The 22,862-nt window shown below is 34.4% G+C and carries 16 protein-coding genes; 13 read left to right on the top strand and 3 right to left on the bottom strand.

What is annotated here, in order from left to right; all coding sequences use genetic code 11:
* Positions 1 to 269 precede the first annotated feature (269 nt).
* From CW752_RS07610 to CW752_RS07555, 10 genes are all read left to right on the top strand, one after another.
* The gene (locus CW752_RS07610) at positions 270 to 1,592 is read left to right on the top strand and encodes a sigma-54-dependent transcriptional regulator (RefSeq protein ID WP_101239144.1); all 1,323 of its coding nucleotides are present in this window, start codon (positions 270 to 272) and stop codon (positions 1,590 to 1,592) included.
* 438 nt (positions 1,593 to 2,030) lie between these two features.
* Positions 2,031 to 3,725 carry a potassium-transporting ATPase subunit KdpA gene (kdpA, locus tag CW752_RS07600; RefSeq protein ID WP_101239143.1) on the top strand — a complete coding sequence of 565 codons (1,695 nt, stop codon included), beginning with the start codon at positions 2,031 to 2,033 and terminating at the stop codon, positions 3,723 to 3,725.
* A gap of 178 nt (positions 3,726 to 3,903) precedes the next feature.
* A complete protein-coding gene (gene kdpB, locus CW752_RS07595) occupies positions 3,904 to 5,943 on the top strand; it encodes a potassium-transporting ATPase subunit KdpB (RefSeq protein ID WP_101239150.1) in 2,040 nt (679 codons plus the stop codon).
* Between the two features lie 11 nt (positions 5,944 to 5,954).
* Entirely contained in the window at positions 5,955 to 6,512 is a 558-nt protein-coding gene (gene kdpC / locus CW752_RS07590; RefSeq protein ID WP_101239142.1) for a K(+)-transporting ATPase subunit C, read from the top strand.
* 90 nt (positions 6,513 to 6,602) lie between these two features.
* Positions 6,603 to 7,664 carry a porin gene (locus CW752_RS07585; protein WP_101239149.1) on the top strand — a complete coding sequence of 354 codons (1,062 nt, stop codon included), beginning with the start codon at positions 6,603 to 6,605 and terminating at the stop codon, positions 7,662 to 7,664.
* Positions 7,665 to 7,719: 55 nt separating this feature from the next.
* Entirely contained in the window at positions 7,720 to 8,829 is a 1,110-nt protein-coding gene (locus CW752_RS07580) for a histidine kinase (RefSeq protein WP_101239141.1), read from the top strand.
* A gap of 91 nt (positions 8,830 to 8,920) precedes the next feature.
* The gene (locus CW752_RS07575) at positions 8,921 to 10,636 is read left to right on the top strand and encodes an ATP-binding protein (protein WP_101239140.1); all 1,716 of its coding nucleotides are present in this window, start codon (positions 8,921 to 8,923) and stop codon (positions 10,634 to 10,636) included.
* Positions 10,637 to 10,683: 47 nt separating this feature from the next.
* The gene (locus CW752_RS07570; protein WP_101239139.1) at positions 10,684 to 11,190 is read left to right on the top strand and encodes an STM3941 family protein; all 507 of its coding nucleotides are present in this window, start codon (positions 10,684 to 10,686) and stop codon (positions 11,188 to 11,190) included.
* Positions 11,191 to 11,253: 63 nt separating this feature from the next.
* Complete coding sequence (locus CW752_RS07565) at positions 11,254 to 11,490, top strand: hypothetical protein (protein WP_101239138.1); 237 nt, start codon at positions 11,254 to 11,256, stop codon at positions 11,488 to 11,490.
* Between the two features lie 161 nt (positions 11,491 to 11,651).
* Positions 11,652 to 12,110, top strand: a complete 459-nt coding sequence (locus CW752_RS07555) for a hypothetical protein (protein WP_101239137.1) — start codon at positions 11,652 to 11,654, stop codon at positions 12,108 to 12,110.
* A 57-nt stretch (positions 12,111 to 12,167) separates the two neighbouring features.
* Here the strand turns inward: CW752_RS07555 and CW752_RS07550 are convergent, their stop codons facing one another.
* Entirely contained in the window at positions 12,168 to 12,602 is a 435-nt protein-coding gene (locus tag CW752_RS07550) for a hypothetical protein (protein ID WP_101239136.1), read from the bottom strand.
* Between the two features lie 225 nt (positions 12,603 to 12,827).
* On the opposite strand from CW752_RS07550, the gene CW752_RS07545 reads away from it, so the two are divergent.
* Both CW752_RS07545 and CW752_RS07540 read left to right on the top strand, forming a co-directional pair.
* On the top strand, positions 12,828 to 13,025 hold the full coding sequence (locus tag CW752_RS07545) for a hypothetical protein (RefSeq protein WP_101239135.1): 198 nt from the start codon (positions 12,828 to 12,830) through the stop codon (positions 13,023 to 13,025).
* Between the two features lie 63 nt (positions 13,026 to 13,088).
* Positions 13,089 to 13,874, top strand: coding sequence for a GLPGLI family protein (locus CW752_RS07540; protein ID WP_101239134.1), 786 nt, complete (start codon positions 13,089 to 13,091; stop codon positions 13,872 to 13,874).
* Positions 13,875 to 13,979: 105 nt separating this feature from the next.
* Here the strand turns inward: CW752_RS07540 and CW752_RS07535 are convergent, their stop codons facing one another.
* Entirely contained in the window at positions 13,980 to 16,604 is a 2,625-nt protein-coding gene (locus tag CW752_RS07535) for a T9SS type A sorting domain-containing protein (RefSeq protein ID WP_101239133.1), read from the bottom strand.
* A gap of 216 nt (positions 16,605 to 16,820) precedes the next feature.
* Entirely contained in the window at positions 16,821 to 18,827 is a 2,007-nt protein-coding gene (gene ligA, locus CW752_RS07530) for an NAD-dependent DNA ligase LigA (protein WP_101239132.1), read from the bottom strand.
* 870 nt (positions 18,828 to 19,697) lie between these two features.
* Here ligA and CW752_RS07525 point away from each other — a divergent pair.
* Complete coding sequence (locus CW752_RS07525; RefSeq protein ID WP_101239131.1) at positions 19,698 to 22,793, top strand: TonB-dependent receptor; 3,096 nt, start codon at positions 19,698 to 19,700, stop codon at positions 22,791 to 22,793.
* Positions 22,794 to 22,862 lie beyond the last annotated feature (69 nt).

Below are 22,862 nucleotides of genomic sequence, written 5' to 3'. Positions count from 1 at the left end.
CCTGCTGCTTTTACTCTTTAGGTTTAATTTTTACACTAATTTATTCAAGTATTTTAAGTAATGTAAACTTACCATAGAAACGGTTACCCCGCAGCATGAGTTGGAAAGTTGGAGGGATATGAATGGGAGTGCGTTGGTGCGAGGAGTATGAGTGGATAGCAGGATAAAGCTCCTGTGAATAAATATCGGGATGAAATTAATTTCTCGTATAAGTGGCTTTTCCTCAAATAAAATCAATAAGTTTGTATAAGTTTTCCAAAATAATAATAATGTCAGGAAACATTCTGATCATCGATGATGAGATCAAATTGCTTAAGTTATTAGGCATGATCCTTTCTCAAGAAAATTTTAATGTAAAAGAAGCTTCCACAGCACGTTCTGCAATGACGATGTTGGAGCAATATGATTTTGACGTGGTCTTAAGCGACGTCCGGCTTCCTGATGCTTTTGGAGTGGAGTTGGTGAAATCGATCAAAACAAAATATCCAAATCTTGAAATTATTTTGATGACGGCATTTGGTAATATTACGGATGCTGTTCAGGCTATGAAGAATGGTGCTTATGATTATCTTGTGAAAGGTGATGATAATGAGAAAATTATTCCGTTAGTGTACAAAGCACTGGAAAAGGTAAAAGATAACAGGTCGAGAACAGTTCCACAGACTACTTTAAAAGGTTTTGATCAAATTATTGGAAATTCTCCGACTATTTTACAGGCTAAAAAACTGGCTAAAAAAGTTGCGTTAACAGATGCTGCAGTTCTTTTGACCGGTGAAACAGGAACGGGTAAAGAAGTGTTTGCAAGTGCTATTCACGAAGGAAGTGACAGAAATAAAAATAATTTTGTTGCGATTAATTGCTCTGCGTTCAGTAAGGAAATTCTTGAAAGTGAACTTTTTGGCCACAAGCAAGGGGCATTTACCGGTGCATTAAAGGATAAGAAAGGTCTTATTGATGAAGCTAATGGAGGAACTTTGTTTCTGGATGAAATTGGTGAAATGCCCATTGAGCTTCAAGCTAAATTACTTCGGGTTTTAGAGACTAAAGAATTTATCAAAATGGGGGAAACAAAAGTTTCCAAATCCGATTTCAGACTTATTGCAGCAACAAACAGAGATCTGGAATCAGAAATAAAACAAGGAAATTTCAGAGAGGATCTTTATTTCAGGTTGAATGTATTTGAGATCACACTTCCTGCTTTAAGGGAAAGGAAAGAGGATTTGAAAGCACTGGCGAAGAATTTTATAAACTTATTTTCTCATAAGCTTCATTTATCATCTATACAGGTGAGTCCTGAGTATTATAAAGCTTTAGAAAAGAATGATTGGAAAGGAAATATACGTGAGTTACGTAATGCTGTAGAACGAAGTCTTATTCTAATGGATAATAATATTCTTGATGTTGAAAGTTTACCTCATTATTCAGAAAAGTCGGCTCCTGAGGCTGATTCTTTAAGTATTAGATCTCTGGAAAAAATACATATACAGAAAGTATTACAATACACAAAAGGTAATAAAGCAGAGGCAGCCCGATTGTTGGAGATTGGTATTGCAACTTTATATCGTAAACTGGAAGAATACGGATTGAAATAAACATTTTATCATTTTAATAAAGAGCCTATCATTTTGATAGGCTTTTGTGTTTTTATACTATTTTAATTTTTGACTTAAATTATTGTTATGTAGTGTTTTATGTATTTTTTTATCACAATGGACTTTCTTTTGGCATATAGTATCTGAATAAAATATTTAAAAATGACAATTTCAAGAAAAACGTGTAAAAAACGGGAGCATTCTACTTTTAGTTTGCTGATTGTATCGTATGTATTGTTTACTCTTTTAACCTTAATGATAAAGATATGATGCTCATAAGTTTAATTCTGCTGTTTGCAGTATTGTATTGGCTTTTATATAAATCAGTTGAATTTTTTGATAGAATATAAAATTATGTGGAGTTTATTTTTCCTTTCAATACTTGCCTTTGTGTATATCTGTTATGTTTTAATGAAACCTGAAAAATTTTAAGTGATCATGAATACAGAGATTTTAGGCATCATAGCAATGTTTGCTATCACATTAGTTATTGGAATATTTTTAGGTAAATACATTGCTAATGTCTATGGATACAAAAAAACTTTTCTGGATCCGGTATTCCGGCCCATAGAAAAGTTAATTTATAAAATATCGGGAATCAATCCCATGCGCCAGATGAATTGGAAGCAGAATATGTATGCGATGCTGGCGATCAATTTGGTTTGGTTCATTATTGGATTCTTTATTCTATTGAACCAGTCGTGGCTTCCTTTAAATCCGGATGGGAACCCTAATATGTCACCCGATCTTGCTTTTAATACAACTATTTCGTTTTTAGTTAATTGTAATTTGCAACATTATTCGGGAGAGTCCGGAGTAAGTTATCTGAGCCAGCTTTATTTAATGTTTTTACAGTTTGTAACAGCTGCAACAGGAATGGCTGCAATGGCAGTTCTTTTCAAAGCTTTCAAAGAAAAAACAACTACAGAGTTAGGTAATTTTTATGATTATTTTATTAAATCAATGATCAGAATTCTGGTTCCCATCAGTGTGGTTGTGGCTTTAATACTTTCCATAAATGGAAGTCCGATGACTTTTGAAGGTAAAGATCATATAATAGGATTAGAAGGGCAAAAGATCGAGGTTTCCAGAGGTCCTGTAGCAGGTTTTGTTGCGATCAAACACTTAGGAACGAATGGAGGTGGTTTTTTCGGAGCTAATTCGGCACACCCGCTTGAAAATCCTAATTATGTAACGAATATGACGGAAATGGTCACTCAAATGATCATTCCTTTTGCCTTGGTCTTTGCTTTAGGTTTTTATTTAAACAAAAGAAAACTTTCCTGGGTGATTTTCACGGTAATGACCGTTGGCTTTTTTGCCCTGGCTGTCCCTAATATTATTAATGAAACAGGAGGAAATCCTTTGATTACCAAAATGGGAGCCGATAATAGTCTGGGGGCTATGGAAGGTAAAGAAATCCGATTCGGAAGTGCTGCATCAGGATATTGGAGTATTGCTACTACGGTGATTTCTACCGGTTCAGTAAACGCAATGCACGATAGTACCATGCCTCTTTCCGGAATGAATGAACTTCTTGCCATGATGATCAACTGTTTCTATGGTGGTTGTGGGGTAGGGATTCTAAACTATTTTATCTTTATCATTCTTGCTGTATTCATTAGCGGTCTGATGGTGGGTAGAACTCCGGAATTTATGGGTAAGAAGATTGAAGCCAAAGAAATGAAGATCGCTATGATTGTTGCGCTGTTCCATCCTTTTTTAATTCTTGTAGGAACTGCTTTAACCGCTTATTTGCCTGAATTTGGAGCCAAAACATTGAATAATCCAGGTTTTCATGGGTTCAGTGAGATGTTATATGAGTTTACTTCTTCTTCTGCTAACAACGGTTCCGGATTTGAAGGGTTGGGAGACAATACTCCCTGGTGGAATATTTCAACGGGAATTGTCCTGTTGTTGTCAAGGTTCATTCCAATTATAGGTCCTGTAGCGATTGCCGGGTTATTGGCACAGAAAAAATTTATCCCGGAAAGTTCAGGAACATTGAAGACAGATACAGCAACTTTTGGTTTCATGACATTGGCGGTCATCCTACTTATTGCAGCTTTATCTTTCTTCCCGGCATTGACATTGGGACCTATTGCAGAGCAAATACAGTATTTCTCTAAATAATATGAACAATAAAATTTAAGATCAATATTCTACCATTGAGGAAGCTGAAGTGTTTAGGAAAGCGAGTCTAAACTTACCGAAACGTTCACTACAAAATATTATCCATTTCTATACCTCAAAATTTAGCTTGCCTTGATGGTCGTTATTGATTGACAATGATAAAAACTCTTTCAAAAAAATGAAAAATCAATCCCAAACATTATTTCAAAAAGATTTGGTAAACGAAGCGATTAAACAGTCTTTCGTAAAACTGAATCCGAAAATTATGTTTAAAAACCCGGTAATGTTTCTGGTAGAGATCGGAACCGTTGTAATGTTTATCGTTAGTATGTTCAGTTTGACAGGCGATAAAACCCAGGGTAGCTTCTCTTATAATTTTTTAGTATTCATCATATTATTTTTTACGGTTCTGTTTGCCAACTTTGCAGAAGCCATTGCGGAAGCGAGAGGAAAAGCACAGGCTGATACACTCCGAAAAACCCGTGAAGAAACACCCGCTAAGCTTGTGGTCGAAAATAGACCTGGATTTCAGGTAGAAACCATATTGAAAATGTCTGCCGAAATGAAATTAGGCGATATTTTTCTTTGTGAAACCGGGGATCAGATTCCGATGGATGGAGAAATTATAGAAGGTTTAGCTACTATTGACGAATCCGCTATTACCGGAGAAAGTGCGCCAGTTATTCGTGAAGCTGGAGGAGATAAAAGTTCTGTAACAGGGGGCACAAAAGTCCTTTCAGACAGAATTAAAGTAAAAGTAACGACTAAACCCGGAGAGTCCTTTTTGGATAAAATGATTGCTCTTGTAGAAGGAGCTTCAAGACAAAAAACACCTAACGAAATCGCATTAACCATATTGCTGGCAGGGTTTACCCTGACCTTTATCATTGTTACCCTCACTTTAAAGCCTTTTGCAGATTACGCGCAGACTCCGATTACGATTGCGGCATTTATTTCTCTTTTCGTTTGTCTGATTCCGACAACGATCGGAGGTCTGCTTTCTGCAATTGGAATTGCAGGGATGGATAGAGCGTTAAGAGCCAATGTTATCACTAAAAGTGGAAAAGCAGTAGAAACCGCGGGAGATATTGATGTATTACTTCTTGATAAAACAGGAACGATCACGATAGGAAACCGTAAAGCTACCCAATTTCATCCTGCAGATGGGATTCAGCTTGATGAATTTATTAAAGCATCAGCATTGAGTTCCGTAGCAGATGAAACTCCGGAAGGGAAATCAATCATTGAACTGAGTCAATTAAAACCGGAAGAATTATTGGTTGCTAATCCTACTTATATTGACTTTACTGCAGAAACAAGAACTTCGGGAATTGATTTTGAGGAAACACGAATCAGAAAAGGAGCTTATGACACTATAAAAAAACTGACTGAAAAAGCCGGGAATGCTTTCCCACAAGAAACCCAAGAAGCGGTTACCAAAATTTCTGAAAATGGAGGAACCCCTTTAGTCGTAGCCGTTAATGAAAAAGTCTGGGGTGTTATTGAACTTCAGGATATCATTAAAACAGGAATTCAGGAGCGTTTCCAACGATTAAGAAAAATGGGTGTGAAAACAGTAATGGTAACGGGAGATAATCCATTGACGGCCAAATTTATTGCAGAGAAAGCCGGGGTAGATGATTTTATTGCGGAAGCGAAACCGGAAGATAAAATGAACTATATCAAAAAAGAACAGCAGGAAGGTAAACTGGTGGCAATGATGGGAGATGGTACAAATGATGCTCCGGCATTGGCTCAGGCCGATGTAGGTGTGGCCATGAACAGTGGAACACAGGCGGCAAAAGAAGCAGGTAACATGGTTGACCTTGATAACGATCCTACCAAACTGATTGAAATTGTTGAAATCGGAAAACAATTACTGATGACAAGAGGGACATTGACAACGTTTAGCATTGCCAATGATGTGGCCAAATATTTTGCCATTATTCCCGCATTGTTTATCACCTTCATTCCATCACTTCAGAAGTTGAATATCATGAATCTTCACAGCCCGGAAACAGCCATTTTATCTGCTGTTATTTTCAATGCTGTTATTATTCCTTTTCTTATTCCGTTGGCATTAAAAGGTGTGGCTTATAAACCGATTGGGGCAAGTGCTTTATTGAGAAGAAACCTTTTGATCTATGGATTGGGTGGTGTGATTGTTCCTTTTATCGGAATCAAAATTATTGATTTGATCATCAGTTTATTCTATTAAAATTTTAAGAAATGAAAAATCATATTGTTTCAGCATTCAGACTGACTTTTGTAATGCTGGCTGTTGTGGGGCTGTATTTAGCTATAGTGTATGGAGGATCAAAAATATTACCTACTCAGGGAAATGCAGAGATCATTCATTATAAAGGACAAAAATTCTATGCTAATATCGGCCAGGAATTTAAATCGGAAAAGTATTTCCACGGTCGTCCTTCTAATGTTAATTATAATGCTGCAGGAAGTGGAGCAAGTAATAAAGGGCCAAGCAATAAAGAATATCTGGAAACTGTACAAAAGAGAATAGATACATTAAGAATGCAAAATCCAGAAATGGGAAATGTACAAGTCCCCGTGGAACTGGCTACAGCAAGCGGAAGCGGATTGGATCCTGATATTTCTGAAGAAGGAGCTTTATATCAGGCCAGAAGAATTGCTAAGATGAGGAATCTTTCTGTTGAGCAGATCAATACCTTAATAAAAGATCAGACTCAGAAACCGTTTTTAGGTTTTTTTGGACCTTCAAAAGTGAATGTTTTAAAGCTTAATATCGCTTTAGACCAATTAAAATAACCATTAATCTTGAACTAACCATGCCAAGGTTTTAAACCTTGACATGGTTAATACCTTACAATCAACGTGAAAAAAATTACTATTATAGGAATGTTATTGGGAATGTTTTTCTCAAAAGCACAATCATCAGATTCATTAAAAACAGGAAATAAAGTGACATTTTCTGCATATGCAGAGCTTTTTTATGCCTATGATTTTAATGAACCTAATAATCATCTTCGTCAAAATTTTTTATATTCATACAATAGGCATAATGAAGTAAATCTTAATCTGGGATTAGTAAAAGCAGCCTATCAAAGTGATCATCTTCGAGCTAATTTAGCCCTAATGGCAGGGACCTATGCACAAGATAATATGGCTGCAGAGCAGGGTGGATTGAGATATGTGAACGAAGCCAATATAGGGCTCAAAATTTCAAAAAATAAAAATTTATGGCTTGATGTGGGAATCATGCCTTCCCATATAGGTTGGGAAAGTGCCATTGGGAAAGATAATATTAATTTAACAAGAAGTATTGCCGCTGAAAACTCTCCTTATTTTGAGACCGGTGCAAAGGTTTCTTACACATCAGATAATGGCAAATGGTTTTTAAGCGGATTGGTGCTGAATGGTTGGCAGCGGATTGCAAAACCGGAAGGTAATCAAAGTATTTCTTTCGGTCATCAGGTGACTTATAAGCCTAATGAGAAAATTACCTTGAACAGCAGCTCATTTATTGGTAATGACAAAGTAAAAGCAAATAAGAGGATGCGTTATTTTCACGATCTTTATGGAACTTTTCAAGTAACGGATCAATTTTCAGCTTTATTAGGATTTGATATGGGAGCGGAGCAGAAGGAGAAAGGAAGTGAACAATACAATATCTGGTATAGTCCAAATGTACAGATGAAATATCAGTTTGATAATAAATGGGCTTTGGCAGGAAGGTTAGAGTATTATAACGATAAAAACGGAGTAATCATTAATACGGGAACACCTAATGGTTTCCAAACATTTGGATATTCATTAAACGTGGATTATGCTGTGCTGAAAAATGTGGTGTTTCGTACAGAGGTAAGAGGTTTTACTTCTAAAGATGCCATTTTTGCCAAAAATGATGAGTTCCGAAAGGGAAACTTCTTTATCACGACGAGTTTAGCGGTTTGGTTTTAGTGATGCATTTAACCACAGAAAAGTGTTTAAAATAAAATTAAAAAGAATAAAATCAATGTCATCAGCAAAGCATTTTTTAGAACTGATCCAGAAATCCCGGAAGGGGAAATTCAAGATTTATATTGGGATGAGTGCAGGCGTTGGGAAAACATTCCGTATGCTTCAGGAAGCTCATTCCCTTTTACGAAACGGCATTGATGTAAAGATTGGTTATATAGAAACGCATGGCAGAGAAGAAACAGAAGCACTTGTAGAAGGCATTCCCGAAATTGAACGAAAATCAGTCTTTTATAAAGGAAAAAACCTTGAAGAAATGGATCTTCAGGCGATTATTAATGAGCATCCGGAAGTAGTCTTAGTGGATGAACTTGCACATACTAATGTGGAAGGTTCTAAAAACAAAAAAAGATGGCAGGATGTTCTGGAAATTCTCGATAACGGGATCAATGTCATCAGTGCCATGAATATCCAGCATATAGAAAGTCTGAATGAGGAAGTCAAAAAAATTACCGGGGTAGAAGTTGCGGAACGCGTACCGGATAAGATTCTGGCCATTGCAGACGAGGTTGTAAATATCGATTTAACTGCTGATGAACTGTTAACCCGCCTGAAAGAAGGTAAGATTTATAAAAAAGAAAAAGTACAGACGGCTCTTAATAACTTCTTTCAGAGTGGACATATTTTACAGCTTCGTGAATTGGCTCTGAAAGAAGTTGCTACACACGTTGAAAGAAAAGTTGAAACCGAAATTAAAACCGAGAATTTTAAACCTATTAAATTTCTGGCCTGTATCAGCAGCAATGAAAAAATTGCTAAAACAATTATTCGTAAAACTGCAAGATTAGCCAGCTACTATAATAGCCCATGGACGGTTTTATATATTCAGAAACCATCAGAAAATCCTGAAAAAATAGCACTTGATAAACAACGGTATTTAATTAATAATTTTAATTTAGCGCAGGAATTGGGCGCAAAAGTTGTCAGGATTAAAGACAGCAGTGTTCATGATGGAATCCTGACTTATGTCATTGCCCATAATATAACGACAGTTTGTATTGGAAAGCCCCATGCAAAATTTTGGCAGAGGCTATTGGGTTACAGCTGGATCTATTCCCTTATGAACAGATTGAATGAAAAACAGATAGATATTATTATTTTATCTTAAAAGTAATGGAATCGCAATGATTTGGAAACACAAATACCGATAAAGATGAGGCGATTGCATAGGTCCTTTAAAAAACAATAAGTATCTTCATATGAAACTTAAAACAAAACTTACATTAGGCGTAGGACTTTTATTTTTACTGATTGTTCTTCTTTCAGTAATAGGTTCTGTGTATATTAATAAATTAAAATCCGATACAGAAAAGATACTTACTGCCAATTATAATAGCTTGGAGTTTTCTAAAAATATGCTTCTGGCTTTGGACAATATCGACACCGATAGTGCTATTGCGGTAAAGGATTTTCAGAAAAATAATAAATTGCAGGAAAAAAATCTTACTGAATTTGGGGAGAAAGAAGCTACCCAGAATCTGAATTTGCATTTTAACAGTTATCTGGCCGACGCTACCCATGAAAAAGAAAAGCTGATCCGTGAAGATTTAGCCAAAATCATGTCTTTAAATATGAAAGGTATAGAACGGAAAAGTGATATTGCGATTATCACAGCAGAAAATGCAACATTCTGGATCGTAAGTTTAGGGACTGTTTGTTTTCTTATTGCTTTTATCTTACTCTTCAATTTGCCACAAACGATTACCGAGCCTATCAATCAGCTAACATTCAGTATTCGGCAGATTGCTGCTAAAAATTATAATGAGCGAGTCCATTTTAAAGGAAGTGAAGAATTTAACGGGCTTGCCGAATCATTTAATGTTATGGCGGAAAAACTCCAGGAATATGAAAGCAGTAGTCTTTCTAAACAATTGATGGAGAAAAAAAGGATTGAAACACTGGTCAATAATATGCATGATGCTGTCATTGGCCTGGATGAAAATCATTTTATCTATATGATCAATGATGAAGCATTGAAAATTACCAATCTTCATAAAGAAGAGATTATCGGAAAAACGGCCCATGAAGTGGCTGTAAATAACGACCTGATGCGTGAACTGCTGAAAAATATTGATCATCCGGTAAAAGATCCTATTAAAATTGTTCGCGATAATAAGGAAAATTACTTTGAGCAGGATATTGTTCCCATCAATATTGTGAAGACAGGAGAAAAGGAAAAAAAATATATTGGAAAGGTGATTCTTTTGAGAAATATTACGCCTTTCAAGGAACTGGATTTTGCCAAAACCAATTTTATTGCAACTATTTCTCACGAATTGAAAACTCCGATTTCAGCAATAAAAATGGGAGTTCAATTGTTGGGAAATCAAAAATTTGGAGCGCTTAACGAGCAGCAGCAAGAATTGTTGAAGAGTATCAATGAAGATGGACAACGTTTGCTGGATATCACCGGTGAATTGCTCAATCTTTCTCAGGTAGAATCCGGAAATATTAGATTAACCGTAGAAAAATGTTCTCCCAAAGAAATTGTACAGACCGCAGTGAAAAATGTTGAGAAATTAGCGGAACAAAAAAATATTTCAATCAATACAGAATATCTTTTGGAAGATCAGGATTTTGTGGCTGCAGACTTTGATAAAACAGTGTGGGTGATGAATAATTTTCTTACCAATGCCGTAAAACACTCTTTCCAGGATGAAGAAATTAAAGTTTTTGTGGAAAGGATAGAAGATTTTATCCAGTTTAGTATTATTGATACAGGTAGCGGGATTGATGAAAAATACCATCGTCAGATTTTTGACCGTTATTTTCAGGTTCCGGGAGAACATCAGAACGGTACCGGACTCGGTTTGGCCATTTCTAAAAACTTCATTGAAAAACAGAATGGCGAAATCGGTGTAAAGAGTGCTTTGAATAATGGAAGTACATTTTATTTCAGACTTCCTATTGCTTAAAGTTTTCTATATTTGAATTATATCAAAATAGAGAATTCTAAAAGCATATGAAAGAGCATCATTTTTATTCCAGTAAAATTAAAAGCATTATTTTGCTGATTATTTCATCTGCTTTTACGATAGGACTTTCTCAACTTAACTTCGGAGATGAAAATCTCTTTGTAATGGTGATGCTTTCTTTGGGGATTAGTCTTTTTTCATTTGGAATCCTGTATTCTATATTACTGTTGGTACGAACAGAACCTTTACTTACGGTAACGGATAAGCAGATTATTGTTTATAATGTATTAAGAAAGCCCACGTTTATCCGTTTTGACGATGTTGCCTTATTTTTTATATCAGATATGCGTCATTATGGGATTAAAACTTCGGAATATATTTATGTTATCATGAAGAAACCTAAAGAAAATGAGAATATCATAGACAAGGTAACTTTAACAATATTTCCTCAGTTTAAAGGAATCCGTTACAGTATCCAGACTGATATGTTGAATGTGAAAGCAAAGGTTCTACTGGAGCTGTTGAATAGTAGAATAAGACCTTATAATTTATAGGATAGCGAAAATTTTAAAAATCTTAAGATAGGCTAAATAAATTTGATTATCAATTCATTTATGATGAACACATCAGACTTAAAACTTGATTTAATCAATCGTATCGCTCAATTAAAAGAAGCCGGGATCGTTGAAGAGATTCAGAATCTTTTAGATTTTGAGTTAGATCAGAATGAATATATTCTTAATGAAGCTCAAAAAGAAAGGGTAGCTGAAGCAAGGGAAGAATATAAAAATAAAGCATATCTTACTGAAGATAAAGCCAATCAGGATATAGAAGAATGGCTAGGCGAAAAATAATCTGGACTTTTAAGGCTAATGAAGAACGGAAAAATATTCTTGAATATTGGATACTTAGAAATCAATCCAAAGAATGGAAGAAGAAATAGTAAATAAAGAGGTCATTTTTGATCTCTTTATTTTTTTATCTATTTTTATCTTTGTCGGCAAAATTAAAATACATGAGAAAAGCTTTAGGCGTTTTGGTTATATTATCTGTTTTATCATGCATTCGTGCACAAGCTCAGGTTTTCAGTTTGGAACAGTTGAAAAATTTCAATACCCTTAGTATGCCGGAATTTAAAAAGGAAATGAAAAACCTTAACTACAGGTTCTATGATAAAACTGAAGGTCTAGGCTTTGTGCTGGCAGAATATGATGCCCCTGATTATCAATCGAAAATTGGAAAATTTGAGTACAAAGATCAATCTGATGATAGAATCGAGTATGAGTTTAAAAACAAAAAAGAGTATGATCAATACCTTAAAATAATCATGGATTCCGGGTATAAAGAAACCGTAAAAGGGAAGACTATTACTAAGGAACCTTATATTGATTATTATAAAAATAAAGAACATATCAGGCTGATTATGCCTAAGGCAGGTGTGAACAATCCTTATACGATCCTTATTTTTAGATAATTGGAGAATAATCAAACTACTATTAATACTGAAAGATAGTTTTAGTAATTGATAATTTTATCTATGGTCATGCCTCCAATGAATAAATTTAGCTGTCGATTCCGGATCACTTTTAAACCATAGGTCCATATCTTTTAAAAGCTCTGCATTTTCTTTAGACATGATCACGTTATCTTTTAATAGTTGTTCTTTATATTCTTTCTGATTTTCTATTTTAGTTTCTGGCCCTTTAAAGTAAAGAAAAAAGAACACTCCAAAGCTAATAATTAACATGATAAAAGAAGATAACCATATATACAGATTTAAATTTGGAACTTTTAAACGTGAATTAATACGTTTTATATTTTCTTCAGTCCTTTCCATATAAAAAGAGTTCAGATGGCTTAAATCAGGCTCTATATTTATTGTTTTAAGTTCTACTATTTTATATTCAAGCTCCGTTATAGCATCCTGAATATCTTTGGTTAATTTATTATTTATATAATCTTCCATTTTAATTTTTATTTGAATAACCAAATTAATAATTTATTATTTCACCTAAATTTTTTTATAATTTTTTAACCATTATTGATAACTATGTTTTTTTATTTAATGATTTTTATATGTATGTAACTGTAAGATTTGCAATTATTTAACATAAAATAATAATTCTCACTCGATTAGATTTATTGTTTATATTTGAAATGAACATTTAATTGATAACTAAAAAAAATTATTATGAAAAAAACATTATTAGTAGGAGCTCTATTTGTAGCTGGTGTAATTAGTGCGTTCCCATTCAGAACATCTTGTGGACAAGTTATTATGGTAAATGGTGCAGAAGGAATGAATACAACTCACCTAACAAACATTTTAGAATCAATGAACTATGCTGTCTGTGGAACAAGAGCAGAAATTGTTCTTTATACTCACTAATTATTGATTATTAATAAAACACGAATCCATAATTAGTTTTATGGATTCTTTTAATTTTATTTTATGAAAAAAATCACAATATTTTTTATCTTATTATCTATAAAGTTAATGTCGCAGGCAAGTTTTAATGTTATTTATGAAGCAGACTATAAGTTACAGTATAAAGACCAAAACATACAAAATGCTATAGTCCAAGAGGACGCATTTGCTTTATTAATAAATGAAAAAGAATCTTACTTCAAAAATATGAATAAATATGTCGGAGACTCTTTACGATATGAAAAAAAATTGAATGATAATAGTAATGTAAATGATCATTTTAAATACTATACTTTTTTTAGAGAAAACATTGGTGTAACTAATGGGAAAATATATGTCACAGCCCCTATTTCTAATAAGAATTTCAAGTACGAGGAAACCAATGATATAAATTGGAATCTAGTAAATGAGTACAAAACTATCGGAAAGTATAAAACTCAAAAAGCTACTACAAAAAAATACGGTCGAACTTGGATAGCATGGTTTACTAAAGATATTCCTTTTCCTTTCGGTCCTTATAAATTTAATAAATTACCTGGGTTAATCTTAGAAGTTTATGATGACAAGAATGATTATCATTATACATTATATAAATTTGGAAAAAGGAAATATTTGTGTAAGTCAGCGAATATGAACACAGATGCTACGCTTGTTGATAAATCCAGAATTTTTGACTATCAACGTAAAGAAATAGCTGATCAAAATCAATTCAATGATGTTATTGAGGATAAAGAAACTTTGAATTTCTTGAGAAAAAAATCTGCCGAAAAAGCTAAAAATTATAATCCCATAGAATTAAATATATATTAAGCAGCTTAAAAAAACAATCAAATTGTGTTTTCATTCGAAAAATAAAAATCGTTACAAAAATAAAGGCTACAGAATTTTCTGTAGCCTGTTTTTATGTGAGTTAGTTTAGTCTTTTTTAAATTTCTGAACAAATGTTTTGTCTTTAGTAAATATTTTAATGATATAATTCCCTTTAGAAAGTTCGGAAACATTCACTGAATTTCCTTTTGCACTCGTAGAATTGATAATTCTTCCCATCAGATCATATACTTCCGTCTTAATGATCTCATCTTTAGATTGTATATGCAAAATATCTTTTACCGGATTTGGATAGATCGTAAGCTGTTCAGTATTTCTGATGGTTTCTGAAGTTTTCAGAGTTCCTTTATTCTGAACGTTTGTAGTATACGTATTCGTAATAATCGGGTGATTATAATCGAAATAGATCTTTGCGGTATTGCTAAAACTATCACCAAGAGTGAGATTCGATTTGGTTTTGATTTTAAATAAAACATATCCGTCATTCTGAGTATCGTTGAAAGGTAGCTGGATATTCTCAAAGATGAATTCAACTACATTGGGTTGAGTGATTTTCGTTACGAAATCGTGGCTTCCGTTTAATGGTACCAGAGAAGAAATGTCAAATTTTGTGGCATCAATTTCATCCTTTACAACAATGTTTTGGGCATTGGCCGTTCCCGTATTTTCAAAACGGATCAGATAATGTACATAATCTCCGACTTTTGCCTGAGTAATAGAAGCTCCTTCCAGACAGGTTTTATCATTAGGATCAAAAGAATTGACAACAGTCTGATCCAACACAAATGTATTATCTAAAGGAGTCTCGTCTGTAGTTCCATTGATTTGTGCTGTATACTGAAGAAGGTCTCCACCATGTAAAGGAGGTGTTTGGGTAGGAGTATTGAGCTTTAAGCTAACAGTGATTTCTTTGGTTTCAAAAGGCAGAAGATTTGTAAAACTCCAGCTTAAAACACCTGAAGACTGTACAGTAGGAGGAACTGTTGAAGTTTGGTAATCCATCAGATTATCGTCATAATTAAATAGTAAAGTCCCTGATTGTGCGGTGGTTCCCTTGTTTTTGTAAATAATTTTATATTGGGAAATGAAGCCTGGTCTGGCAGCGGTTATAGGAATAATCACTGCTTCCAGATCATTGTGAATTCCATTAGGTGCCATACAGAAATTTTGATTGAAAGGGCTGGCCTGAGTAGGAAAATCTACACTGATACTCGTTGGAGAAATATTGAAATAAGAAGGATTCTCAACAACAGGACTGATAATACTTGTTCCATCTTGTGTTGCGATAGTATAATTTTCAGAGCTATTGGCAATATAACTGCTTGAGTTGGCTCCATTGATGATATTAAACTGCTGGAAAGATTTGATAGGATCATTAGCATCACATCCGTTATTGTTGATGTCATATTTTGTATTTCCCTGAACAGTATAAGTGGTTCCTCCCGGAATAAAAGAACAATAACTATTGACCTCAGTATTATTTTGTCCCTGGCTGATTAATGCAGCGGAAACCTCTTGCACTTTATTGGTATCACAACATACATACTTTAAGTTAGGTAAATAAAGAGGAGCAGCTGCATAAAAGTTCAAATTTGGATTTCCATTTTTTATATTAACATTGGTAAGAATATCCCCTTGTATGTTCAGATATTCCAGATTAGGATTCTGGCTTACATCAAGGCTGCTAACGAGATTTTCGCTTATACTCAGAATTTGTAATTCTGTAATGGGAGAAGTATCTAAAGAGGTCAGTTTATTTCCTCCGATAGCCATATTAATAATACCCGGAGTTCCGGTAAAGTTTATTGACGTAACTCCGTTTCCGCCGAAACTGATGCTTTGTAAATTAGGTTTATTTTGAAGATCTACGTTAGTGACTAATGGATTGTTAAGAACCAGTAAATTATTAAGATTAGTAGTATTTTGAATATTCAGAGTGTTGAGCAATGAATTATTATCTACATATAAATATTCAAGTTGTGCTCTATTCGAAAGATTTAATGATGCTAGCTTTGTTCTTTTTATACTAAAATATTCCAGTTGGTTTAATGGATTTAAAGTGAGTGAAGTAAGATTAGGTTTATCGATGATAATTTTTTTCAGATTAACATTGTTAGAAAGATCTAAACTTGTAAAATTAGGATTGAGAATACCTGTGTCTCCAATTTCCAGTTCTTCCAATGCCGTAAGATGAGAAATATTTACATTCGCCAAATGGGCATTGGTGATAAGCGTCAGTTTCTTCAGTGAAGGATTTTGTAAAAAATCCAGATTGTAGACAAATCCGGAGTTGTGTATCAACTGAAAATTTTCAAGCTGAGTACAACCTTGAGTATTAATTGTATGCATACCGCTGCTGTTAATAATTAAGAGCTTCAGGTTAGTCATATTACTTACATTGAGCTCATTAAGATGGCTGTTTCCCTGTACAGTAAGATGAATAAGGTTGGCAAAACTCTGAATACCCGTCAAATTAGTAATCTGGGTCTGGTTAAACGTTAAACTCGAAATATTCAAAGCTTCACTCAACTGTATTTCTCCGTCATTATTAGTGTCAATTACAGTAGGAGATCCGTTTAAATCATTGGCAACATGATTCCATTGATTGGCTGTAACAAGTTTTTCTTTGAAATAAGGGTCCGGAATGTTTATAATTTGTGCATCGATGGATAAGAGTGCTAGAAGTAGCACAAAAATGTAGAGTTTTTTCATGGGTTAGTGATTTTAGTTTTTGTAAATTTATTAAAAATATCAATTGAATAGTATTTTATTTTAAATTTTTATCTTTTTTAATTGATTATAATTTAATATTTTTCATTTAATTGTTGATTGTGTATTATTTTTTTCTTTTATATGAGCGTCTTTCCATGAAAAAAGCCGTGAATTTTCACGGCTCATATTTTTAATGATAAATTTATTTTATCTCAATTATTGTTTCTCAACCAAATCTAAAAATTGTTGTTCGTCCAAAATTTCGATAGTTCCGATATCCTGTGCTTTTTTCAACTTGCTTCCGGCTTTTTCACCTACAACAAGGTAATTAAGGTTTTTCGAAACCGCAGAAATATTTTTTCCGCCATGTTTTTCTACCATTTCCTCAGCAGATTCTCTGGTGAATAAAGATAATTTTCCTGTAAAAAGGAATGTTTTTCCTTCCAGAACATTGGACAAAACTTCATTAGTGTTTTCTCCTTTTTCAAGTTGTACACCATAGTTTTTTAAACGTTCAATCATCAAAACATTTTCTGAGTTTTGGAAAAATTCAACAATACTCACTGCAATTTTAGCTCCGATATCTTCTACCTGGCAAAGTTCTTCTACAGAAGCATTTTTCAATTCCTCTACAGTAGGGAAGTTCTTTACCAGTTTTTTGGCAACCGTTTCTCCTACGTGTTTAATTCCAATTCCATACAACACTTTTTCAAACGGAATATCTTTTGATTTTTCAATTCCTGTGATGATATTTTGAGCCGACTTTTCAGCCATTCTTTCCAATGGAAGAAGTTGTTCTTTTGTTAAAACATAAAAATCAGCGGGATTTTCAACCAGCTTTTCTCTGTAAAGCTGTTCAATGGTTTCACTTCCTAGATTTTCAATATTTAAAGCTTTTCTGGAAACATAATGAATCATTCTTCCTACAACCTGTGGCGGGCAATGAAGCTCATTTGGGCAGAAATGAATGGCCTGATCCTCAATTTTTACCAGCTCTGTTCCACATTCCGGACAGTGTTTGATGTATTCTATCTCTTTACTTTCTTCGGTTCTCTTGTCCGTATTTACGCCTACAATCTTTGGAATAATTTCACCTCCTTTTTCTACATATACAAAGTCATTCTCGTGCAGATCCAGTTTTTTGATGATATCTTCGTTGTGAAGGGAAGCTCTTTTTACGATAGTTCCGGCTAGCAAAACAGGTTTAAGATTGGCAACCGGAGTGATGGCTCCTGTTCTTCCTACCTGATAAGAAACGCTTTGAAGCTCTGTTTCTACCTTTTCAGCTTTAAATTTATAAGCCATTGCCCAACGTGGAGACTTTGCCGTATATCCAAGCTGTCTTTGTTGTTGCAGAGAATTTACTTTTAATACAATACCGTCAATTTCAAAAGGAAGGTTATGGCGTTCTGTATCCCAGAAAGTGATAAATTCTTTTACTTCATCCAATGTTTTGCATAGCTTGGCCTGTTGGGAAGTTTTGAATCCCCAGCTTTTCGCCTTTTGAAGAAGTTCCCAGTGGGTTTCTGCCGGAGTTTCTTCAGAGATAAATTGATATAGTACGGAAGATAATCCACGTTTTCTTACCTCAGCACTGTCTTGCATTTTCAAACTTCCGCTAGCTGTATTTCTTGGATTCATAAAGGGATCTAATCCTTCCTCTTCACGAAGTTGATTAAGTTTATCAAAGTTTTTTCTGGTCAGATAAATTTCTCCACGCATAAAGAAATGAGATGGGAAATCACCTTTTAAAGTCAGAGGGATATCTGAAATCGTACGGACATTCGGAGTGATTTCATCTCCCTGGAACCCATCACCACGGGTTACAGCCTGTGTCAGTTTTCCGTTTTCATATAAAATGGAAATAGAGGCTCCGTCATATTTTAGTTCGGCAACAAATTCAACCGGGTCATTGATTGTTTTGATAATCCTTTTCTCCCAATCCTCCAGATCATCAAAATCGTAAGAATTATCCAAAGAATACATTCTGAATTTATGTTGAATAGTTGGGAAAACTTTTGTAATTCCACCACCTACACGCATTGTGGGTGAGTTTTCATCATAGAATTCAGGGTGTTTGGCCTCCAGATCCTGAAGTTCCTGCAGAAGCATATCGAACTCATAATCTGTAATGGTAGGAGTATCCAGTAGGTAATAATTTTCGTTATGTTGATGAAGCTCCTTGCGAAGCTGTTCTATCTTTTGTTGAATGTTTTCAGACATTGCTTTTCTATCTTTTGAGCAAAAATAACTAAAAGTAATGTGAAATTCGATATGAAAATTTTAAAACGCTAAGAATACGCAAGGGATTTTCATGAACATTTTTCCGAATATTTTCGATCGCAGGGCCATTCCATTTAGCAAGGGACAATATTGTTTCTCAGCTGAGTGTTAACGTCCTTGCGAACGTATAAATTTATTTTGATTCAGAAATTTTGCGAACTCTTTGTGTTTAAATAGCATCATTTAAAAAATAATACTAAGGCAATAGGTTCGAAATGATTAAAACATTTCAAATCAATAAAATAGAAATTATTTTTTTAAATATTGATTATTAAGAAGTTGTGTTGTTTGGTGCAATTGTTTTAAAATCCCATAGGGATTATCTGTTCATAGATCTCGGAAATATTCCGATCATATCAAAGCTCCGTAGGAGCGACCTATTAATCAAATTATCAGGCCGCTCCTACGGAGCTTACCTATATATTCTATAAACAGAATGCTCCTACGGGGCTCATTGAAAAAAATTAAACGACTTCAAATTTCTGTGCAAAAAAGAAATTTTATAAAGCTATCACACTTGATTTATTAAAATATTGAAAATTAATGAGATAAAAATTGTTCAATATTTTATGAAAATTCTAATGATGGGTGTACTATAAAATTTAATGAGATTACTATAAAATAGCACAATTAAGTAGTTCTGGAAAATTAAAAAGCTGTAACACTCCTCAACAAGCTGGTCCTGCAAAGGATAAAAAGAGTGTTTAAGATAAATTAACATAACGTTGTTATTTAATTAAAAAAAAGTTAAAATTCTCTTAAACAAAAGCGCCGTAAGTCAAAATACCTTTGCACATCTAATTTGAGGTAATGAAAAAAGTAAAGATTGTACTGGGATTATTGTTTTTAGGACTTGGAACGTTGTCATATGCACAGACAACACAAGCTTCTATTGTAGGAAAAGTAACCGGACCGGGAAGTACGGCTCAGGAAAAAGTGAAAGTAACGATCGTTAATGAATCTACAGGATTCAGAACCGAAACCGAAACCAATTCAAAAGGAGAGTATATTTTTAAAGAAATTCCTCTTGGCGGGCCTTATACAGTTATTGTCAATGAGGATAAAAAAGAAGGCTACAATGTCAATTTTGGTGATCAGGTTACTGTAAATATGGATTTAGGTAATGAAAAACATATTGAAGAAGTAAAAATTACCGGAAACCTTAAAAACAAGATCGGAAATCTGGGTGCAGCTACAGCTATTTCAGCTAAGAATATCAGTATGCTTCCTGTAAACGGAAGAAACTTTGCGAATCTAACTGAATTGTCGCCTCTAAGTGGTAAAGGTGGAAACCTTTCCGGGCAGCTTGGCTCTTCCACAAACTTTACAATTGACGGGATGACTGCAAAAAATCCAACTTCTGCAGGGGCTACAACCAGCCGAAGTGGGGCTCCTTTTTCAATTTCTATTGAAGCAGTACGTGAATTCAAGATTACTACGAACCAATATGACGTTACTTTAGGAAGAAGTGGAGGAGGAACTGTAAGTGCAGTAACCAAATCAGGTACAAATAAGTTTTCAGGAAGTGCCTGGGAATATTTAAGAGCTAATTGGCTTTCCAGTCCTTATGACATCAGGGGAAACAAAAGACAGAATGATTTCTCTACTTCTCAGTTCGGATTCTCTTTGGGTGGACCGATCATCAAAAATAAACTTCACTTCTTTGTAGCATGGGATCACCAGCTGGACTCAAGACCTTTGATTATTGCTGATATCAGATCCAAAGAAGATGAAAAGAGATTTAATACCACAACAGAAACACTTAATAAGTTCTTAGATATTGCAAGATCTAAATATGGGGTAGGAAACACTCCTCAGTTCGGAAGCTTCGATAAAGTGAGAAATTCTGATGCCGCATTTTTACGTTTAGACTGGCAGATCAATGAGAAGCATTTATTGACATTAAGAAACAACTTCACTTACGATCTCAATAAAAACGGGCTTGGTGATAATACCAATATCAACTTTTTTGAATCTTACGGGAATGATAAAAACCTTGACAATAGTTTGTTAGTGACTTTAAGATCTAATCTAAAGTCTAATTTAACAAATGAATTGAAGGCTCAGTATTTATATACTTTCCAGGATAGTTATCAGAATGATGAATTAGGAAGACCTGTACCAAGAGCCATTGTAGAAGGGGTAGCATCAAGTGCCGGTTCTACAAATATTCAGATCGGAGGACACCGTTTTGCACAGGAAAGCTTCAGAAATAATGTATTTCAGATTGTAGATAACCTATATTACAACACAGATAAAGTAAAATATACTTTCGGTGCAGATTTAATGTATACCACTTCAAAATCGGTTTACGGAAGTGAAGTGAACGGAAGGTTCCACTTTAAGGAAGACGCGGATAAAAAATTAAGCAGCCTTGATAATTTTAATAACCTTACCCCTTACAGATTCTATAGAGAGGTTCCTTTAATGGATGATCCTTCAGTAAGGTCTAATATCTGGAATATTGGTATTTATGGACAGTTCCAGACTAAAATTGCAAAAGGGTTAGATTTGATGGCGGGTCTGAGATTAGATTACGGAGGTTATCCAAAAGCTGAATTCAACCAGAAATTATTTGATGAGATGGGAATCAGAACAGATAATAAGATCAAATCTTTCGTGATTCAGCCAAGATTCCAGTTTGAGTGGAATATCAATGAACAAAATAAAGACTTCCTGAAGTTTGGAGCCGGGATATTCTCTTCAGATATCAACAATTATATGATTATCAATAACCTGGTGTTCGATGGGAAACATTTAGCAACAGTAGATGTAGATCCTGCAACAGTTGGATTGACTCCTGATTTTGTTAATTATAGAAATAATTATGGTGCAATTCCTACCCTTGCTAAAGAGCAGGTTCCAACCATTAACTATACTGGTAAAGATGCTAAAATTCCAATTGTTTACAAAGCGAATATCTCTTATACCCACTTCTTTAATGATAGATTCAGAGCAGGATTAGCAGCCTATATGGCTTTAGGTAGAAATAACTACTATTACTATGACCGAAATATGGTAGCTAACCCATTCTTTACATTGGATAATGAAGGAGGAAGAGGAGTATATGTTCCTACTTCAGCTATAAACGGAGCAAAAGTTGACTGGAAAGAAGGAAGGATTAATAAGAACTTCGGAAGAGTATTAGAATTGGTAAGTGATGGAAAAGTAAATCAGTTCTCATTTGTAGTAGATACCAGCTACCGTTATTGGAAAGATGGGGAAATCACAGCAAGTTATACCTGGTCTGATATTAAAGACAATACCTCATATAATGGTAACGTAGCCAATTCAGCAACATTATCCACAATGGTTCAGGGAGATCCTAGAGATTTAAGAATGACGTATTCAGACAACCAGTTCCGTAATAAAGTGGTTATTTATGGTAACTCACCTACGATTGCAGGATTTACATTAGGAATCAGGTATTCAGGAATCGGAGGAACTCGTTTCTCTATGACTGCAGGGGGGAATATTAACGGAGACTTTGTAGACAGCAATGATCTTGCTTACATTTTCCCTAATATAGCACAATCTATTCTTGATGATCCGAGTGTTGGAAAAGCATTGAAAGATTATGTGAGCGAATACAATGGTAAAATCGCAGAACGTAACGGAGGTAAGAATGGATTCTATGGAGTTTGGGATTTGCGTATTGCTAAGAAAATAAAATTTGATAAAATAGGAGCATTTGAACTTTCAGTAGATATCTTCAACGTTGCCAACTTGCTTAATAAAGAATGGGGTGTAAACGAATCGTATGGAAATACTTCTATGTATAAGATTAAAAGTTTTGATCCTGTAACTAAACAGTTTCAGTATACGAAAAACATCAGTGGTAGTGGTTTAGCACCCCTATCAGGAAATCCATACCAAATTCAAATTGGAGCGAAGTACAGTTTTTAATTTATAGTAGTAGTTAGCAACCACAAAAGACAGGACTCTTAAAGAAAGTAATAAGACCTTTCTTTTGTG

The sequence above is a fragment of the Chryseobacterium sp. PMSZPI genome, from assembly GCF_002835665.1.
In the GTDB taxonomy this organism is placed as follows: Bacteria; Bacteroidota; Bacteroidia; order Flavobacteriales; family Weeksellaceae; genus Chryseobacterium.
This window is presented reverse-complemented; position numbering and strand designations above follow the sequence as displayed.

What these genes read in the sequence shown, in the direction of transcription:
- CW752_RS07580 (WP_101239141.1), top strand. Translation starts at nt 7,720, where the DNA reads ATGTCATCAGCAAAGCATTTTTTAGAACTGATCCAGAAATCCCGGAAG.
- CW752_RS07585 (WP_101239149.1), top strand. Translation starts at nt 6,603, where the DNA reads ATGTTATTGGGAATGTTTTTCTCAAAAGCACAATCATCAGATTCATTA.
- CW752_RS07610 (WP_101239144.1), top strand. Translation starts at nt 270, where the DNA reads ATGTCAGGAAACATTCTGATCATCGATGATGAGATCAAATTGCTTAAG.
- CW752_RS07575 (WP_101239140.1), top strand. Translation starts at nt 8,921, where the DNA reads ATGAAACTTAAAACAAAACTTACATTAGGCGTAGGACTTTTATTTTTA.
- CW752_RS07545 (WP_101239135.1), top strand. Translation starts at nt 12,828, where the DNA reads ATGAAAAAAACATTATTAGTAGGAGCTCTATTTGTAGCTGGTGTAATT.
- CW752_RS07540 (WP_101239134.1), top strand. Translation starts at nt 13,089, where the DNA reads ATGAAAAAAATCACAATATTTTTTATCTTATTATCTATAAAGTTAATG.
- CW752_RS07565 (WP_101239138.1), top strand. Translation starts at nt 11,254, where the DNA reads ATGAACACATCAGACTTAAAACTTGATTTAATCAATCGTATCGCTCAA.
- CW752_RS07550 (WP_101239136.1), bottom strand. Translation starts at nt 12,602, where the DNA reads ATGGAAGATTATATAAATAATAAATTAACCAAAGATATTCAGGATGCT.
- CW752_RS07555 (WP_101239137.1), top strand. Translation starts at nt 11,652, where the DNA reads ATGAGAAAAGCTTTAGGCGTTTTGGTTATATTATCTGTTTTATCATGC.
- CW752_RS07525 (WP_101239131.1), top strand. Translation starts at nt 19,698, where the DNA reads ATGAAAAAAGTAAAGATTGTACTGGGATTATTGTTTTTAGGACTTGGA.
- CW752_RS07570 (WP_101239139.1), top strand. Translation starts at nt 10,684, where the DNA reads ATGAAAGAGCATCATTTTTATTCCAGTAAAATTAAAAGCATTATTTTG.
- kdpA (WP_101239143.1), top strand. Translation starts at nt 2,031, where the DNA reads ATGAATACAGAGATTTTAGGCATCATAGCAATGTTTGCTATCACATTA.
- kdpC (WP_101239142.1), top strand. Translation starts at nt 5,955, where the DNA reads ATGAAAAATCATATTGTTTCAGCATTCAGACTGACTTTTGTAATGCTG.
- kdpB (WP_101239150.1), top strand. Translation starts at nt 3,904, where the DNA reads ATGAAAAATCAATCCCAAACATTATTTCAAAAAGATTTGGTAAACGAA.
- ligA (WP_101239132.1), bottom strand. Translation starts at nt 18,827, where the DNA reads ATGTCTGAAAACATTCAACAAAAGATAGAACAGCTTCGCAAGGAGCTT.
- CW752_RS07535 (WP_101239133.1), bottom strand. Translation starts at nt 16,604, where the DNA reads ATGAAAAAACTCTACATTTTTGTGCTACTTCTAGCACTCTTATCCATC.